Raw genomic sequence first — 17283 nt, 5'->3', positions numbered from 1 at the left:
TCCTTCCCTGAAGGAACTGGCTCCTGGTGAGCCGGGCGTTGCTTGTGGACCTTCTTCGCCTGCACACATGCCGGATGAAGGGGTATACAGCACCGAATGGGCGAGCATCGCGCCCGTGTACGGCGCCAGCGGCCGACTGCCGCGAGCGAACTCGCCGATCCCGCCTGGGAGTGCCGGTGTGGAGCCGAGGCAACGACGACGAAGCTTATACAYCGGAGTCCCGAACCATGTTCCACCTGGCGAGACCAGAGCGGCATGGCGGGAGCGAGCACGCGCCGCGGTGGCAGCGGGTGCAGTCACCAGACTATCCAGCGGCAGACGCCTCGGCAACAACCTTGAGACGTCAGGACTTCCCGATGTGACACACAACCGCGCATCGGGAGCTCACAGCGCCAGCCGTCGCAGCGGATCCCACCGCGGGCAACGGGGTCATGGCGCTGCGGATCGACATCGGATGACGCGTGCACCGTGTCTGTCCACCGGCAGCGGGGCGACGGAGAACCCGGCACCCGCCACGTCCACCGCCGCCGCGGCCTGTTCACCACCGACGGCGAGGGCGATGACGKATGGCCCCGAACCGGACAGGGCCGCCGCGATCCCCCCGCCGCGCAGCCGACCGACGAGGTCCGCCGACGCCGGGACGCCGGGGAACCGGTAGGGCTGATGCACCAGATCCTCGGTGGCACGCAGGAGTGCCTCGGCACGTCGGGACGGCTGCCCGGCGGCCGGCTCGGCGGCCGACATCGTCAACGCCAGCAGCGCGGCCCGACCGAGGTTGCGGGCGGCGTCGGCGAACGGAACGCCGCTCGGCAGCGCCCCGCGCGACTGCTCGGTCGACTGCCGTATCGCGGGGATGAAGATCACGGGTCTCAGCTCGGCGAAGGGATCGACGCGCAGGGACCGGGCACCGTCGCCGTCCTGCCACGCAACGGTGAAGCCCCCGCTCAGCGCCGCGGCGACGTTGTCCGGGTGCCCCTCGATGGCGCTGGCGAGCCGCAGCATGCCCGCGGGCCCGAAGAAGCCGGCTCCGGACGCCGCTCTGGACACCGGGTCCGGCTCGGGTGCGTCATCGGGCGCGGACACGGAGTCCGCGCCGGCGTCAAAGGCGGCATCGGCGTCAAAGGCGGCATCGGTCTCGAAGGCGGGCCCGAGGTCCGGCTGCGCGAGCGCGGCGGCGGCGACGACCCCGGCGACGATCGCCGCGGCCGATGATCCCAGCCCGCGGCCGTGCGGGATCCGGTTGACGCAGTGCAACGCGAGACCGGGCTGCGCCCGGCCGAGGGTGTCGAAGGTCGCCCGGATCGCCCGGACCACGAGGTGCGTCTCGTCCCGGGCGACGACGTCCGTGCCGACGACGTCAACGGTGAGACCGGATCGGGTCGTCTCGACATCGACCTCGTCGTACAGGCCCAATGCCAGGCCGAACGTGTCAAAGCCGGGGCCGAGATTCGCGCTGGTCGCCGGCACCCGGACCCGGACCCGCCGCGACACGCCGTCGGCGGCGGTGACCGGCCCGGACCGGCCGACCCGCTCGGCGAAGGCCGCCGTCCCGCCTGGGCGCGGGGAGGACCGAGTGGTCACGAGCGCTGCAGCCCCAGCGCCTCGGCGGYGCCCGCGACGGTCGGGCGGATCGTTTCCGGCCGGGCCGCGCCGCTGATCGCCCAGTCGGGGTCCTTGAGCCCGTTGCCCGTGACGGTGCACACGACCTGCTCGCCGGGTTCAATCCGGCCGGCCGCCCGTGCCTTCAGCAGGCCCGCGACGCTGGCGGCGCTGGAAGGCTCCACGAAGACGCCCTCCCTGCGGGCCAGCAGGCGGTAGGCGGCGAGGATCTCCCGGTCGTTCACGGCGTCGATCAGACCACCGGAGGCCTCTCTCGCCTCGACAGCGAGATCCCACGACGCCGGGTTGCCGATGCGGATCGCCGTGGCGATCGTCTGCGGCGAGGTCACCACCTCGCCCCGCACGATGGGCGCGGCACCCGCTGCCTGGAAACCGCACATCCGCGGGCGGCCGCTGGCGATCCGGTTGTTCTCCTCGAGGTAGCCCCGCCAGTAAGCGGTGATGTTGCCGGCGTTGCCGACCGGCAGGCAGTGGACGTCCGGGGCCCGGCCGAGCGCCTCCACGATCTCGAAGGACGCCGTCTTCTGCCCCTCGAGACGGAAGGGGTTCACCGAGTTGACCAGGGTCACCGGCGAGGTGTCGGCGAGTTCGCGCGCCACCCGCAGGCAGTCGTCGAAGGAGCCGTCGAGCTGCAGCAGCCGGGCCCCGTGGACAAGCGCCTGGGCGAGCTTGCCCAGGGCAATTTTTCCGCTGGGCACCAGCACCGCGCAGGTGATGCCGGCGCGGGCCGCGTAGGCGGCGGCCGACGCCGAGGTGTTGCCGGTGGACGCGCAGATGACAGCCTGGGAACCGGCGCCGACAGCCCGGCTGATGGCCACCGTCATCCCGCGGTCCTTGAAGGAGCCAGTCGGATTCGCCCCTTCGATTTTGAGATGAACCTCACATTCGGTGAGGTCGGAGAGGTGTGCCGCGGGCAGCAGGGGCGTCCCACCCTCACGCAACGTGATGACGGGCGTGTCGTGTGCGATCGGCAGACGGTCCCGGTACTCCTCGATGATTCCCTGCCACGGCCGGTGCGGCCGATCGGGCGCCGCGGACAGCACCGGCACGGCCGGCTCGTCCGCGAGCGGTGTGGATGACGTCGTGGTCACGGCTCACCTCCCTYAACCCGCATCACGCCGGACACCGCCCGGACACCGGCGAGGCCGCGGAGCTCCTCGACGGTGGCGGACAGTGCCGCGTCCGGGGCGGCATGCGTCACCAGGACGAGGCTCGCGTCGTCGCCGCGGCCGTCCTGACGAACGCTCCTGATAGACACATCGTGACGCGCGAACGCCCCAGCGACCGTCGCGAGCACGCCGGTCTTGTCGGTGACGTCGAGATTCACGTGATACCTCGTCACGGTACGGCCCATCGGCAGCACAGGCAGCGCGGCGTAGGACGATTCACCAGGGCCGCGACGGCCAGCGATACGGTTGCGCGCGACCGCGACCACATCCCCGAGCACCGCCGAGGCGGTCGGCGCCCCGCCGGCGCCCTGGCCGTAGAACATCAGCTGGCCCGCCGCCTCGGACTCGACGAACACCGCGTTGAAGRCCTCCCGCACCCCGGCCAGCGGGTGGGTGCGCGGGATCATCGCCGGGTGGACCCGCACGCTGATCCCCTCGGTCTCGGCCGAGCGTTCCGCCACCACGAGCGCCTTCACAGTGCAACCGAGCTCCCGGGCGCTGGCGATGTCGGCGGTGGTGACCTCACCGATGCCGACCCGGTAGACGTCGTCGATCGTTACCCGGGAGTGGAAGGCCAGCTGGGCCATGATGGCCGCCTTCGCGGCCGCGTCGAACCCATCGATGTCGGCGGAGGGATCGGCCTCGGCGTATCCGAGCGCCCCGGCCTCGGCGAGTGCCTCGGTGAACGACGCGCCGATCTCGTCCATCCGGGTCAGCACGAAGTTGGTCGTCCCGTTGACAATGCCGAGCACCCGGTGCACACGATCCCCGGCCATGCTCTCACGCAGCGGGCGGATCAGCGGGATGGCCCCGGCCACGGCGGCCTCGTAGTAGAGATCGGTGCCGGCCGCGGCGGCCGCGTCGTGCAGCGTCGCGCCGTCCGAGGCCAACAGGGCCTTGTTCGCGGTGACCACCGACTTACCCCCCCGCAGGGCGGACAGCAGCCAGGAGCGGGCCGGCTCGATGCCGCCGACAAGCTCGATCACGATGTCGACGTCGTCCCGGGCGACGAGGCCCGCCGCATCCCCGGTGAACAGCGCCGGATCCACGTCGAGGGCGCGGGCGCGGCCCGGCCTGCGCACCGCGATCCCGGCGAGCTCCAGGGGAGCCCCGACCCGGGCGGCGAGATCGGCGGCGTTGGCCTGCAACAGCCGGACGGTCTCGCTGCCGACGACCCCACAGCCGAGCAACGCGATCCTCACCGCGCCACCTCCGGGGAGGCCGGGTCGGCGCCCGGCTCGACCTTCACGCCCGGATCGACCTTCACGCCCGGATCGACGTCCAGGCGCAGCAGGTCGTCCTCGGTCTCCCGCCGGACGATGATCCGGGCCGCGCCGTCGCGCACGGCGATCACCGGTGGCCGCGCCACGTGGTTGTAGTTGCTGGCCATCGACCGGTGGTAGGCGCCGCTGGCGGGAATGGCCAGCAGGTCACCGGGCCGGACGTCGTCGGGCAGCGGCACGTCGTGGGCGACGACGTCCCCGGACTCGCAGTGCCGGCCGACGATCGTGACGACGTGCGTCGTGGCCAAACCGGTCCGGGAGACCAGCCGGGCGGTGTAGCGGGCGTCGTAGAGCGCCGTACGGATGTTGTCGCTCATGCCGCCGTCCACGCTGACGAAGGTGCGCAGCCCGGGCAGCTCCTTGACAGTGCCGACCTCGTAGAGGGTCACCGTCGTCGATCCGACGATGGCCCGTCCCGGTTCCACCGCGAGGCGCGGGACGGTCAGGCCCGCGGCGGCGCACTCCTTGCCGACCACGGCGGTCAGCCGCTCGGCGACGTCGGTGACCTCCAGCGGGGCGTCCTCGCCGGTGTAGGCGATGCCGAGGCCACCGCCGAGGTCGAGCTCGGGCAGTTCGAGGTCGTGGGTGTCGCGGATGCGCGCGAGCAGGCCCACCAGGCGGTGCGCCGCCAGGCCGAACCCGGCCGTGTCGAAGATCTGCGAGCCGATGTGCGCGTGCAGGCCGACGAGTTCGAGGGAGCCGGCGGCCGCGAGCACGCGTTCCACCGCCTCGGCCGCCGACCCGCCGGCCAGCGAGAACCCGAACTTCTGGTCCTCCTGCCCGGTGGAGACGTAGTGATGTGTGTGCGCCTCCACGCCCGGGGTGACGCGGATCAGCACGCGCTGGCGCACGCCCGCCTCGGCGGCGACGGCTGCCAGGCGGGTGATCTCGGCGAAGGAGTCGACGACGATCCGCCCGACGCCATAGCCGACGGCTGCCCGCAGTTCCGCGACGGACTTGTTGTTGCCGTGGAAGAGCAGTCGATCCGCCGGGAAGCCGACCGAGCGGGCCACCGCGAGCTCCCCGCCCGTACAGACGTCGAGATTCAGACCCCCCTCATCCACCCAGCGAGCGATCGTGCGGCACAAAAAGGCCTTGCCCGCGTAGTAGACGTCACATTCGGCGAACGCCCGCCGCCAAGCCGCGCACCGGGCCCGGAAGTCGGCCTCGTCGAGAACGAAGGCCGGCGTGCCGAACTCGGCGGCCAGCTCGTTAACCCGGATCCCACCGATTCGCAGCACACCGTCGGCGTCCAGCCGGGCCGTGGCCGGCCACAGATTCTCCTCCAACGGCTTCTCCTCCAACGGCACCACCGCCGGGCTGTCGATCTCGCTCATCTCGCCTCTGCCTGCCTCATGCCGCCTGGCCTGCCTCATGCCGCCTGTTTCACGCTTTCCAACCGGCTCGTTCCCGAACCCGCCAGGATGCCCGGACGCCCGGACCGACCGCTCGTCACATCCGCTCGGGGGCGCTGACCCCGAGCAGTCCCAGGCCGTTCGCGAACACCACCCGGGTCGCTGCCACGAGCAGCAGCCGCGCGCCGGTGGCCGGACCGGGCTCGGCGTCGCCCTGCGGAAGCACCCGGCAGGAGTCGTAGAACCGGTAGTAGACCCCGGCAAGTTCCTCGAGATAGCGGGCGAGCCGATGGGGGCCACGCAGCCTCGCGGCGGACTCGATCACTCGGGGGAACTCGCCGAGCGCGCGCAGCAGCTCACCCTCCCGCGGCTGGGTCAGCAGGGCGACGTCGACCGGCTCGGTCGCGGCCGTGAGGCCMAGGGAGCCGGCGTCGCGCAGCAGCGAGCTGATCCGCGCGTGGGCATACTGCACGTAGAAGACCGGGTTGTCACTGGTCTGGCGGGCCATCAGGTCCAGATCCAGATCGAGCGCCGAATCCGGCGAAGACCGGACCAGCCAGTACCGCGCCGCGTCGGCCCCGACCGCGTCGACCAGGTCGTCCAGGGCCTGCTCGGACGCCCCGCGGTCGTAGTAGTACTCCGTGCCCACGTGGTACTCCGTGCCCACCTCGAACCCGGCCGCGGGCAGGATGCGCCCCAGGGCGTCCCCGACGGCCGCCCGGCGCGCCGAGGCCAGCGTCACCGGGCCGGTCGGGTTCGCGCTGACGAACTCCAGGTTGACCCGGACACCTCGTGGCCTGACCGCCCGGCCGTACCGGTCACCGGCCGACACCACCGTGCGGGCGATCTCTCCGAGGGCGGCGTCGGCCAGCCGGAAGTTGAGGAACCCCGGGCCGGCGACGTCCACGGCGGCGAGCTCGCTGTCGGTAGCGAGCCGCCGGGCCAACGTCTCCGCGACGGCGCGCGGCGGACGACGGGCGGCCCTGGCAAGCTGGAGCGCGACCGGGGAGGCGTAGTCCCCGTGCTCGGGCGTCTTCGGCCGCTCCACCGTGACGGCGGTCGGCACAGTCACGTCCAAGTCGCCGTCCGCGACCGCGCGGCCGATGGCCGTCACGATGGCGTCAGCGAGATCGGCGGGGGTCATGACGGCGATGTTATCGGCGCCGGGTCAGACCGGCTGGCCGGCAGCCAGCCGCTGGACCACACCGATGAGTTCGTCCGGGTCGAACGGCTTGGTCAGGTAGTAGTCCACCCCGACCCGCATCCCACGCTTGACGTCGGCCTCCTGGGCCCGGGCGGTCAGCATAATCATTTTGATGGCGGCGGTGTCCGGCTCCTCCCGCAGCCGGGCGGCCACGTCCCAGCCGTTCATCCTCGGCATCATGATGTCCAACGTGATCACCTGTGGGGCGATCTCGCGCACCATCTCCAGGCAGTCCACGCCGTCTACGGCGGTATGGACCTCAAAGCCCTCCAACTCAAGGTTGACGACCACGAGCTGACGTATCACCGCGTCGTCGTCGACGACGAGGACTCGGGGGGTGGCAGGGTACACACCGGAAGCTTACGGCGACCCGGATTCCCGATCCGGCGTTCCGTCCTGGTAACGTATGCCGCGTTGACCCGGGGCCCCCGTAGCTCAGGGGATAGAGCACCGCCCTCCGGAGGCGGGTGCGCAGGTTCGAATCCTGCCGGGGGCACGTACAGCATCCACGCGGCGGCGAGACCGTGCGATTGCTGGACGTGGGGCGGGCRCACCAGTGACCGCTCCTGCCAGATCAGCCACCTGATCCAGGTTGGCTGCTGGAATTTTGATCGTCATCAAAACCTCTTGACTCCCATGGTCGACATGGACGGTGAGTTGCGTGACCTCATAGAGACGTCGCTGTAGCTCTTCGGGTGCTTGGCCGAGCTTGATCTGGAGCGTCGGCAGTGCGTCGAGGAGCGGCAGACTGTCGGGTCCGAGTCGGTCTGGTTCAGACTCGTCAGCCGCATCAAGATCTTTGATCTTGGCGAGCGCGGCGGTTCGTTCTGCGTCGAGATCGTTGTAGTTACGCCTTAGCCCCTGCGTGAACGGATCGGCGGGATCACCGTCTTGCGCCTGGCGCAGGATGTTGTCCTGCCTGCGACTAAGATCATCAACCTTCCGTTGGAGCCTGCTCCGCTCGGCAGCCCGTTCCTGGGCAGCTCGATCATCGTAGGTCGCGAGCTCGGCGGTCAGCAGAGCCACCCGGCTGCGCCCGAACACCCGCTCGGCATAGAAGTCCGTGATCGCGCCGAGGAGCACATCCTCGCGGATGCGGACCGTCTTGGGGTGCTCGGCCAGCTTGTCCTCACGCCCCCGGTTGTTCGCCTTCGGCCAGCAGATGTAGTAGACTGGGTCKCCGGGCCGGCGGAGGTTACCGGCCATGCGTCGCCCACACGTGCAGATCACCATCCCTCGAAAGACGTAGGTACGCAGGGTGGCGGGATGGGTGTTGAGGGCGTTTCCCCCGCGGGAGCCCCGCCTGCTCTGCCGCTGGGCGTTGAACTCGTCGAACATCCACTTGGGGATCAGCGGCTCATGGACTGGCTTGGGTGACCAGACCCACTTCTCCGGCCCGTTGACCGCTCCGTGCCGAGATCGGCTGGCACGCCGGTTGAATACCTGGTAGCCGGTGTACTTGGGGTTGCGGAGCAGGTCAGACACCGTGGACTTGGACCAGGCGCCCCGGGCCTGATGGGCCCCGCCGACCGGCTCGGGTGGCGGGTAGCACTCCAGGTCGGTGTTGAGTTGCTCGGCGATCGCCCCGTAGCCGAGCCCACGGTAGTAGCGCCAGTGCGCGATCTGCGTGACGGTCTCCCCGCGCGCCCCGTCGGGTTCGAGCCGGGTCTTCGTGGCCCCCCGGTCGGCCTTGGCCGAGTTCGGGTGCCGGAAGCTCTTGGCCCGGTAGCCATACGGCGGCTTGCCGATGTTCCAACCGTCCCGGACGTGGGTGCACAGCCCACCCCAGGAGCTTTCCAGGGTGTTCCACACCTCGTACTCGGCGACGGACTGGTTGATCCTTCGCTGCAGGATCTGCGACGCCCGCGGCCCATCGACCTTGATCGGCTCGTTCCAGGCGAACAGCGGAACCCCGGCCCGTTCGAGCTGACGTTCGATGGACAGCGTCTCGAACATCCGCCGGGCGATCCGCGACATCGACTCGCAGATCACCACATCGAACCGCCGGTTCGGGTGGGCGGCCTCGGCAAGAAGATCGTCGATGYCACCGTCCCGAGGGATCGGGATGTCGAACCGGGAGACGTCGGCTCCGTGGCCGCGGTCATGCAGCTCCTTGCGGCCGGACTCGACGTCGTAGTAATGCGCGACGATCACCCACGACGCGGGAAGCGCCGACTTGGCCCGGCCGAGCTGACGGATCAGCGACTGACGGGGATCCTGCTGCTCCTCGGTGGAGGTCCGCCCGGCGAACGCGACCCGGACCTCCCGCTTCAACCCCGCCAGCGGCATCGCGAACGGCGACACCGCCAGGTCCGACAGTGCCGGGTTCGCCGGATCCGCCGGCCGGCTCGCCGGCCCGGGTCCCGGACGGCCTGGGTCGGCCGCCCGGGACGGACGATCAGGATCGATCACGCCGCCTCCTCCTCCAATCCACCGTCGCCGATGGCGCCGTCGCTAGCCTCGCCAGCGGCCCACAGCAGCAGGTCCCGGATCACGTCCGCGAGCTCCGCCCGGATCCGGTCAGCCTCCGGCCCGCTGATCGTTTCAACCTCGCCGTGGAACACCCACCGCCGACCCGGCCGTCCCCGCCCGCCCTCCGGCTCCGACCGGGACGACAGCGCGACGACCCGCGCGTCCTGCGCCTCGGGCCGCTCCTCCACCGACCCGGGAGGGACTTCTGCGGCCGGGGCGCCGCCCGTCGCGGCGGGCCGCTCGCTCCGGCCAGGGCTGGCCGTGTCGGGCTCGGCGGTCCGCGGCTCGCCGCGGTCGTCCGAGTGGTCGAGGGAAGCGGGGGTGCCGGCAGCCGTCACAGAGCCTCCAGACGTCGCGGGAAAGGACGTGGCAGAGGCAGGGGAGGCCAGGATCGGGCAGCCGCTCCCGGCAGGGCACGGGGCAGTATCCGGCTCATCGACAACAAAGGTAACACCCGGGCGGGCCGGAAGGGAACCCAACAAACACGGGAAATGCTCCGATCCGGGAATGGATCGAGGGCACAGCACGGCGGGAGCCGGGTCGGGATTCCCGTCTGGGGTGGAGGCGGAGAACCGACCGGGAAAAGAGCCGGGTCCGGACCCGGACTCACTCCCCGAGTCCTGGCCGACCGGCGGCGGGTCGGCCGGCGTCCGCGCCGGCCCCGCAGGCGAGGGGACGGGGCGCGGGCCGTCTGGCTGCTGCGCCGCAGGCGATGCCGGGCGCGCGGGGTGCGGCGGGTGGGGGGAGTCGGGACGGTCGGGGTGGGCGTGGGCCGGGTCGGTCACAGGGGTGGGCCTCCTTCCACGCGGCCGGAGATGCCGCTAATGAGGAATCCGGTTTTCGGACACGTTTTTGCCAGCCGATCTCCACAGTTGTGCAAGTGTTGTTCAACCGGCAGTGCGCCATCCGGGGCCGACGGAGCGGGGGTCGGCGTCCTTTCCGCGGTGCGGGTAGTAAAAACGGGGCACGCCCACCGGAGGACCAGGTTTAAAGATCGAAATATGTCGTGACGTGCATTCACGGCGAAAAATAGTGTGCATGACCTAGCCCGATAGGATGATGATCGCCAGGCGTGGTAACCAGCCCGTCCCGAAGATCGCTGGCACGCCSGACCGCCGCCGCGCAGCGCAGACCCGCGCGGGCTGACCGACCGGCCCGCGACGATCATCACGCGTCGCGCGGAGCGACGGCCGCCAGACGGGATGAGGTCCGGCACGGCCGAGGTGCGGGTGCCAGCCCAGGGCCAGCGGCGCCGCGGAGGCGAAGGATCAGGCTGGAGGCACCCCGAAGGGGCACCAGCGCGGCGCCACGCTGCGGGCGCCAGGCGTTCCCGCAAAAGGGGCCGCGTTTCCTCGGGCATTGAGCCTTTCCGCGCAACGATCGGTCGCTCTGCGTGAGCGTTACGGATGGTAGTCGGCGGGCGGTCCGAAAGAGGGCGGTGAAAGAAGAAACGCGGGACCCCGGTAGAAGTCTGTTCCGACCAAAGACCAGCTTCAGGGAGTCCCGCGCGCCATGAGTGTGACATACACGGCCGTACTGCCGTTCCAGGACCACACGGTCGAGTTCGTCACCGGCCTGCTGGAAGCGGAGCGTGTCCGCCGCGGTACCCGGAAAGGAACGCGGAAGCTCACCAGTCGTGAGCAGGCGGTGCTCGTGCTGCGCTGGTTCGCCRACGCCACCCGGGTCGCCCAACTGATCGTCGACCATGGGATCAAGAAGTCGACCGGCTACGACTACCTCCACGAGGGGATCCGGGTCCTGGCCGAGCAGGCCCCTAATGGGCTGCACAACGTCCTGCTCGCCGCGAAGCTCGCAGGCTACGGGCACGTCATCGTGGACGGCACGCTGATCGAGACCGACCGGGTCCGTACGCCCGGCCCGACGACAGGCGTCGACCTGTGGTGGTCGGGGAAGCACCACCACCACGGCGGCAACATTCAGGTGGTCTCCGCCCCGGACGACGGCTGGATCCTGTGGGTGTCCGACGTCCGCCCCGGCCRCGAGCACGACACGACCGCCGCACGTGCCCACAACATCGACGACGCCCTGGACGACTTCGGCGGGATCGGCGGCACGACGTTCGGCGACCTTGGCTACGAAGGGCTACAGGGCACGGTCGCCGTGCCGTTCAAGACACCCAAGGGCGGAACGCTCACCGACGACCAGAAGAAGCACAACAGGATCCACAACGCCCTGCGGGCCGTCGGTGAACGCGCGAACGCGCTCCTGAAGCACGTCAAGGCACTCCGGAACGTCAGCCTCGACCCCTGGAAGATCGGCCTCATCGCCAAGGCGGCCCTCGTGCTCATCCACACCGAGCACCGCCGCACCACCTAAACRGCCACTACACGGACAACACGTTGGGGATCACTCGGCGTCACGGATCGTTGCGCGGAAAGGCTCATTGTGGGTGTCCTTTCTGATGCCACCGGTTTCGGGCGGATCCAACGACACCACATCGAGCACAGCGAAAAGACAGCACGATCTTCCACACCATGCCCAGCAAAGATCGCTGGGCAGCCAGAAGCCGCACAGCGGACCCGTGCAGCCACACCCACCACCGGCGACCGGCCGCCCACCAGCAGCAGACTCCGCCCTGCCCAGCGGTGCTCTGACCTGCGACGCTGTGACATCGCCAGCAGGACACAGCAGCCGCTGTCACTGCGCCAGCGGCCTGCGCGCCAGACCCGATTGACGCCTCCCCGAAAAATCTTTGGAAAAGACTTCGCGCTCACCGCACAAGCGCCGGCCGCGACATGCCAGCGATCAATAGTCCAACCGGACCATTGATCGCTGGCAGCAAAACCAGGCACAGCTGTCAAGGGCCATTGAGATGTGCCCAGTGACGGTCACGGTTCCTGCCCGGTGGTGGCCACCAGATCTGCCCGGTGGTGGCCACCGTTCCGGCCCAGGGTGGGGTCAGGCCAGCCACAGACAGAACAGGATGGTCGCCGTCCCACCGACCATCGGCCCCTGGCCAAAGTCGTACTGAGCCCACATCCCCGGCTCCGGCACCCACGGCCGGAACACCCGCCGCCGCCCCGACGCCCAGGCCGTCTTCGCCTGGGCCACCGCGCGCCGGGTCGTGCGCTGCGCACCCGGATAGCCCATCGCCGCCAGCTTGCCGTGGACGACGTCCGCGCGGATCTTCCCCCGCGACCGGTCGACCAGCTCCTCGATCTTCGCCCGGTACGGGTCAACCACGCTCGGACGGACCGCTCCCGCGCCCGCCACCAGCGTCCCCGCCGCCCGCGCCGTCACATAGCGGCTGACCGTGTGGTGCGAGCAGCCCGCGAGCTCACCCGCGTCACGCAACGACCCCGTCAGGTCGTACGCCTCCAGAATTTCCATGATCTCCTCGGCAGACTTCAAGCTGTCCCCTTCCCGGGGCCGTACTGAGCTCGGTTGGCACCGCTCAGCACACCGGGAAGGGGACCCAGCCCATCCACGACAGGTCGGAACAGACAGTCACAACGGGCAGATCACAGGCCGCCGGCGGGCAGTTCTACTGGCCACCAGCGGGCACTCACACGGCCGTCACTGGGYAGGATCTCGTGGCCGCCGACACACAGCCGAGCTGGCAGAGGCACGCCCAGCAGACGGGGCTTCCCTATCCCGGGACCGGAAACGCCGCTCCCTGAAGTAACAGCCCCGATAACCCCCAGACCGGCCAGGACCTGCCGCCGAGCACAGCGCCGGCCGGACAGCCGCCCGTCTCAGGGTTACCCACCCGCCGCATCGATCGGCGGCCCTACCCAAGGAACGGCGCCAGCGCCGCCCCGACCGTCCACCGGGAGCACGGACCGGCCCCACCCGAAGACCCAAGGTCCGGGTCCGGACCCGGACCGGTCAGCAACCCGACCCATCCGCCCTCCGACCGGACACCAACCCGACCACAGCCCGCGCGCGACCCGCGCGGCCCGAGCAGCGGAACTCCGCGCGGACCGGCCGGCTCCGCGCGGCGCGGCCGGGCAGAACCTGGCTGGGCCGGGCCAGGAGCCGGCTCGGCCGGCGGAACCGGCCGAGCCGGCGGAACCGGACCGGCGCGGCGCGCCGGCGGGAGCCGGCCAGACCAGCGAAGCCCGGCGGCAGCGGACGACACGGAACCGGCGCCCGGAACCGGCCGGACAGGAAGACGGGAAGGTGAGTAAGAGAGAGGGAAGGCAGGAAGGAAGGCAGGCGGGTAGGACGGTGGGCGGGTCGAAGCGGACCAGCGCGGCCCGCGGAGCCCGACGAGCTGGCGCGGGCGCGACCGGCGCGGCCCAGCGCCACCAGCGCAGCCCAGCACGACCAGCGCAGCCCAGCACGACCAGCGCAGCCCAGCACGACCAGCGCAGCCCAGCACGACCAGCGCAGCCCAGCACGACCAGCGCAGCCCAGCACGACCAGCGCAGCCCAGCGCCACCAGCGCAGCCCAGCGCCACCGGTGAAGCGGCGGGATCGCTGGTGACATGGGCGGAGCCTCCGAGCGTTGGTGCTCGGAGGCTCCGCGAGGGTGAGAGACGGTGTCAGTCCTCGGGCTCTGGGGTGCGCTTCGTCGGTCGGTCGCGGTGGGCGAGGTCATCGCGGATGGCGTCGCAGCGTGCGGACAGTTCGCGTGCCTCCGCGCGGGCAGCGTCCCGGATCCTGCGTTGCTGCCGGCCGGACCCGTACTTGCCGCCGTACGTCTGCTGAGCCACGGTCGACAACACCCCGGCACGGCCGAGGTCATCGGCACGGTTCGCCACGTCAATGATCTTGCGAAGCGTGGGGAAGTCGCTACCGTCTCCCCACGCTGACGCGAAGATCACCTCTGACATGCTCGCGAAGTGGGTCRCGGAGGCCAGATACCGCGCGCGCTGCTCCGCCGCTTCCGGTGTTGTGGCCTCCGTCGTGGGCTTGGGGGTGCCGTAGCCGTTGCGCCGTGCCGCGTCCTTGACAGCCCACTTGCGGATCAGGGCACGGTCCGCGAGGAACATCTCTCCATCCTGCGGCCGGTAYTGCCACCGGTCAGGCTCACGGGTGGCCACGTCGACCGACGCGACCACACAGCTACGCATGATCACACCGAGCCGACGAGCGAAGATCAGCACCGCGTCCTGGACGACGTCATCGGACACGTCGTCATGGCCGTAGCTCCCGTACCCGCCGCGCGCGATCGTGGCCGAACCGTCGGCACGCTTACGCGACCGGGACGCGTCGGCCTTCCAGCAGTACCAGCGCGCGGACTCCACGATCGCGGAGAAGTCCGCTTCGGTCACCCGCGCCATGTCCTCCGCCGTGACCGCCTCACCTGCCACGGTCGCAGGAATGTCCCGCGAAAACACAGGGGAAATGAAGGCATGCGACATGAAAGGCTCCATGCGAGAGAGGGATTTAGCGCCGCGCGCCGGGCGCCGCGCGCCGGGCGCAACGCGCCGATATCTAATAGTCCCTCCCACACGCCCGGAAATCAATACTTCTGGGCGCCGAATTCCACCTTTCTTGCGATCATTTCCCGTCGCGTTTCCGCAGGTCAAAGGCCATTTCTTGGTAGAGTGGCGACAGTGACAGGAAAGCCAAATAAAACCCTGTCATCAGTACGGGCGAAAAGAAAAAGAAAAGACAAACCCTACAAGCAGCCCCAGGCAGACACCATTGAATTCCCGAAGAATGCGGCACCGGTCTGACACTTTTCAGCCGGCTTCCAGCGAGGCCGCCGCTCCCCCGTCCCGACTATCTCCCCGACTTCGCGGGGGACTCAGTCGGGCTGTTTTTGGGTAGTGACAGCAGGCTGGTGACCTGCACCAGCGCGCCCGGGTGGGTAGCACCTCAAATGGGAGACCGGAATGGCTAGCCGACAGGCCCACCGACGGGCCGGGGGTATGCCGGTAGGGGTCGGTGCACAATGAGCAGCGGCCACTGAAGCTGATCACTGCACGAGCAGCGGAGCCCAGGTCCCGTGGGGCAGGGCGGCTGACCAGGGCACCTGTCTCGCTGGGCAGACCCGCTGGCACCGCCGAGGCCGGCGATCCGCTGCGCACTGTCCCGGCAGCACCCCCTGGAGCACCGCTCAGATAGACGCGAACTCCCAGGAGCGGCTGCCCATTTACACACGCCCCCAAAATGCCCCGTGAGTATCGGCGTCAGCGAGGGTGTAGCTGGCGGCGCGCGCCTCGTTGACCGGCCGGCCCGCACGCCGCGGCCGACGCGCCACCGCCCATTTCCGCCCTGCCCGGACCCACACACCAACATTTCCGGCTTCGAGGCGTCCATGACGACACCGCCGGTCGGTTCGGATCTCCCCTAGGTCTACCGGGCCACCCAGCCAGCTCGTGGCCAGCGGGCCGACCTGCATAGCAAAACCGCCGGCCACGGCGCAACACCCGCTACGTCAACTCGGCCCGCGCGGTGGAGTCTCCGCCTGGCCGGTCCACGAGGCGAACTCTCCATCCAAATGCTAGACCCTCAGCACAGAAACCAGGTGCCGCGCGCCGAGCGCCGTGCCTGGACGTGGCCTATCCTCAGCCCCCACCCGTCGTGAGCGAAGGAATGTCGATCACCCGGACCGGAACCGTCGACGTCGTCGTCAGCCCAGGGAACGCGCCGGCCTGGCCCGCACCCGCCCACGTCACGTCCCAGCGCACCGTCGCCGTCACCGTGAACGTCCCGCCCGGCTCGTCCAACGAGCGGTGACGATAGGTGTAGCCACAGTCCGGCGACGCGCTCTTCGGATCGGCACCGGCCGGGAACGGCGTACCCGGACCCGTACAGGTCACCGTGCCGCCGTCACCCAGCGACCAGACCACCGAGACCGGCTTCGCGACCGCCGTCACCGCCACCCCGCCTGCCGCCGCGGTCGCCGCCACCTGGTTCCACCCGGCCGCGTCCAGCCACAGCCACGTCGGCAGCTGCACCAGCTGGTCGCGGACCGGGCTCATCGAGATCGCCGGACCTGCGAGGCGTAGCTGGTTGCGGGCCTGTTCGGCGAGCGCGGCAGGGGCCGGGGCGGGGCCGGCGGGCGCGTCGGCGATCCAGACGGGAGGCCGGTAGAGCGCGTCACGCAGGCCGGGAGTCTGGCACTGGTAGACGTACCAGGAACCAGGCCGGCCATCCGGCCCCGTCGCGGCCGGTCGCACCACCAGCGTCCCCGACCAGTCGGCCGCCGCGACAACCCTCGGCCCGCTGCCCCGCGGGGTGGAGCGCAGACCCACCGGCTGGATCRGTGCGGCGGGCGGCTGGAAGTCGCTGCGGACGTAAGCGCAGTGCGCGGAGTCTGACGGGCCCAGCGCCACGTCCCCAGGCGGAGGCGTTGCCCGGTCACCGGTCGAGCCATCGTCCGGTGCGCTCCGCGGCGGGCTCACGCCTTGATCGGGTCCGGCCGTCGTTCCGTCCTGGCCGGCGGCGAGCTCGCAGCCGGGATGGGGGTTCTGGGAGCAGGTCGTCGACCCATACGGGTCGCCGGCGAACGCCGGCGCCGCGGCCACGCCCACCAGACACATCACGAGCGCGGCCACCGCCGCGATCCGCCGTGGTCTCAGCATGATCCGAGGTCCTGGACAGCGAACCGCGTGACCCGCCACGACCCGTCCTGGTGCAGGCGGACCTCGGAGGTGACCAGGCGTCGGCCGCCCGGCTCGTCGTCGACCAGCGTGCCGTCGGTGCGGTACTGCAACCAGTTCGTGCTGTCGGCGCAGTCCGACAGCATCACCGTCGTCGGTGCCTCCGGCGGGCTCACCGAGGTCACCTGCGGGTGCAGGACCGGCGCGCCCCGGGAGACGAACCCGTTGAGATGATCGGCATACAGGCTGCCCGAAAGCACCTGCAACGCCGACCCCGACGCGTAACGCACAAGATCCGGAGACTGCCAGTCCGAGGTGTGGCTGGCCTCCGCCATCGCCTGCCACAACCCGACATAGGCCGCAATCGCCCGCTGCCCCGCGGCGTCAGCGGGCGAGGTCGGCGACGGCGACACGGTCGTCGCCGGCGAGCTCCGGGCTCCCCCTGTCGAGGCCACCGGCCCAGGCGATGACTGACTGTCACCGTCCGAGCTGCACGAGACCAGCACCACCGCGACAGCCACGGACAGCAACCCGCTCGCCAGCCGGCCGGCCCGGCGGCAGCGGCCAGGTGTGCAACGAGGAGCCACAGCGTCCACCTCGCACCATTCAGCGCCGATCGGTCACGGCCCCGCTGCGGACCGTCCCTCCAGCCTGCCTGAT

Annotated in this window: 11 protein-coding genes, 1 tRNA gene and 2 pseudogenes; 2 read left to right on the top strand and 12 right to left on the bottom strand. The window is 70.5% G+C overall.

The features are described 5' to 3' along the window. Positions 1–429: 429 nt before the first annotated feature. The 6 genes from Manayef4_RS08720 to Manayef4_RS08695 form a co-directional block, all read right to left on the bottom strand. Positions 430–1581 (bottom strand): homoserine kinase, encoded by a 1152-nt coding sequence (locus Manayef4_RS08720; RefSeq protein ID WP_070131253.1) that lies wholly within the window; start codon positions 1579–1581, stop codon positions 430–432. Then, complete coding sequence (gene thrC / locus Manayef4_RS08715; protein ID WP_254665545.1) at positions 1578–2669, bottom strand: threonine synthase; 1092 nt, start codon at positions 2667–2669, stop codon at positions 1578–1580. The genes Manayef4_RS08720 and thrC overlap by 4 nt, the downstream gene beginning before the upstream one ends. Positions 2670–2707: 38 nt before the next feature. Continuing rightward, complete coding sequence (locus tag Manayef4_RS08710) at positions 2708–3991, bottom strand: homoserine dehydrogenase (protein ID WP_070131251.1); 1284 nt, start codon at positions 3989–3991, stop codon at positions 2708–2710. After that, positions 3988–5409 (bottom strand): diaminopimelate decarboxylase, encoded by a 1422-nt coding sequence (gene lysA / locus Manayef4_RS08705; protein WP_049760988.1) that lies wholly within the window; start codon positions 5407–5409, stop codon positions 3988–3990. The genes Manayef4_RS08710 and lysA overlap by 4 nt, the downstream gene beginning before the upstream one ends. Before the next feature lie 115 nt (positions 5410–5524). Then, complete coding sequence (locus Manayef4_RS08700) at positions 5525–6571, bottom strand: DALR anticodon-binding domain-containing protein (RefSeq protein ID WP_011438103.1); 1047 nt, start codon at positions 6569–6571, stop codon at positions 5525–5527. 24 nt (positions 6572–6595) lie between these two features. Further along, complete coding sequence (locus Manayef4_RS08695; RefSeq protein ID WP_011438104.1) at positions 6596–6982, bottom strand: response regulator; 387 nt, start codon at positions 6980–6982, stop codon at positions 6596–6598. Between the two features lie 73 nt (positions 6983–7055). Here Manayef4_RS08695 and Manayef4_RS08690 point away from each other — a divergent pair. Continuing rightward, positions 7056–7127, top strand: a tRNA-Arg gene (locus Manayef4_RS08690). A 620-nt stretch (positions 7128–7747) separates the two neighbouring features. Here the strand turns inward: Manayef4_RS08690 and Manayef4_RS26615 are convergent. Next, positions 7748–8608 (bottom strand): annotated as a pseudogene (locus tag Manayef4_RS26615) (recombinase family protein); the annotation flags it as partial. Between the two features lie 431 nt (positions 8609–9039). Further along, positions 9040–9441 (bottom strand): hypothetical protein, encoded by a 402-nt coding sequence (locus Manayef4_RS08680; protein ID WP_070131249.1) that lies wholly within the window; start codon positions 9439–9441, stop codon positions 9040–9042. A gap of 1174 nt (positions 9442–10615) precedes the next feature. Between Manayef4_RS08680 and Manayef4_RS08675 the strand changes: the two genes are divergently transcribed. After that, the gene (locus tag Manayef4_RS08675; protein ID WP_070131248.1) at positions 10616–11440 is read left to right on the top strand and encodes a transposase family protein; all 825 of its coding nucleotides are present in this window, start codon (positions 10616–10618) and stop codon (positions 11438–11440) included. A 585-nt stretch (positions 11441–12025) separates the two neighbouring features. Here the strand turns inward: Manayef4_RS08675 and Manayef4_RS08670 are convergent. The 4 genes and pseudogenes from Manayef4_RS08670 to Manayef4_RS08655 form a co-directional block, all read right to left on the bottom strand. Further along, a pseudogene (locus Manayef4_RS08670) lies at positions 12026–12475 on the bottom strand (IS21 family transposase); the annotation flags it as partial. Between the two features lie 1136 nt (positions 12476–13611). Continuing rightward, on the bottom strand, positions 13612–14382 hold the full coding sequence (locus Manayef4_RS08665) for a hypothetical protein (RefSeq protein WP_349257434.1): 771 nt from the start codon (positions 14380–14382) through the stop codon (positions 13612–13614). Between the two features lie 1203 nt (positions 14383–15585). Then, positions 15586–16605 carry an ATP/GTP-binding protein gene (locus tag Manayef4_RS25875; RefSeq protein ID WP_070131245.1) on the bottom strand — a complete coding sequence of 340 codons (1020 nt, stop codon included), beginning with the start codon at positions 16603–16605 and terminating at the stop codon, positions 15586–15588. Next, positions 16599–17144, bottom strand: coding sequence for a hypothetical protein (locus Manayef4_RS08655; protein ID WP_254665540.1), 546 nt, complete (start codon positions 17142–17144; stop codon positions 16599–16601). The genes Manayef4_RS25875 and Manayef4_RS08655 overlap by 7 nt, the downstream gene beginning before the upstream one ends. Positions 17145–17283: the final 139 nt, after the last annotated feature.

Source organism: Frankia sp. CgMI4 (assembly GCF_001756285.1).
GTDB classification, from domain to species: Bacteria; Actinomycetota; Actinomycetes; order Frankiales; family Frankiaceae; genus Frankia; species Frankia casuarinae.
Note: the sequence above shows the minus strand (reverse complement) of the source record. Positions and strands in the feature narration are given on the sequence as shown.

Bases quoted from the DNA above. Each gene is read 5' to 3' on its own strand.
- lysA (WP_049760988.1), bottom strand. From the start codon at position 5,409: ATGAGCGAGATCGACAGCCCGGCGGTGGTGCCGTTGGAGGAGAAGCCG.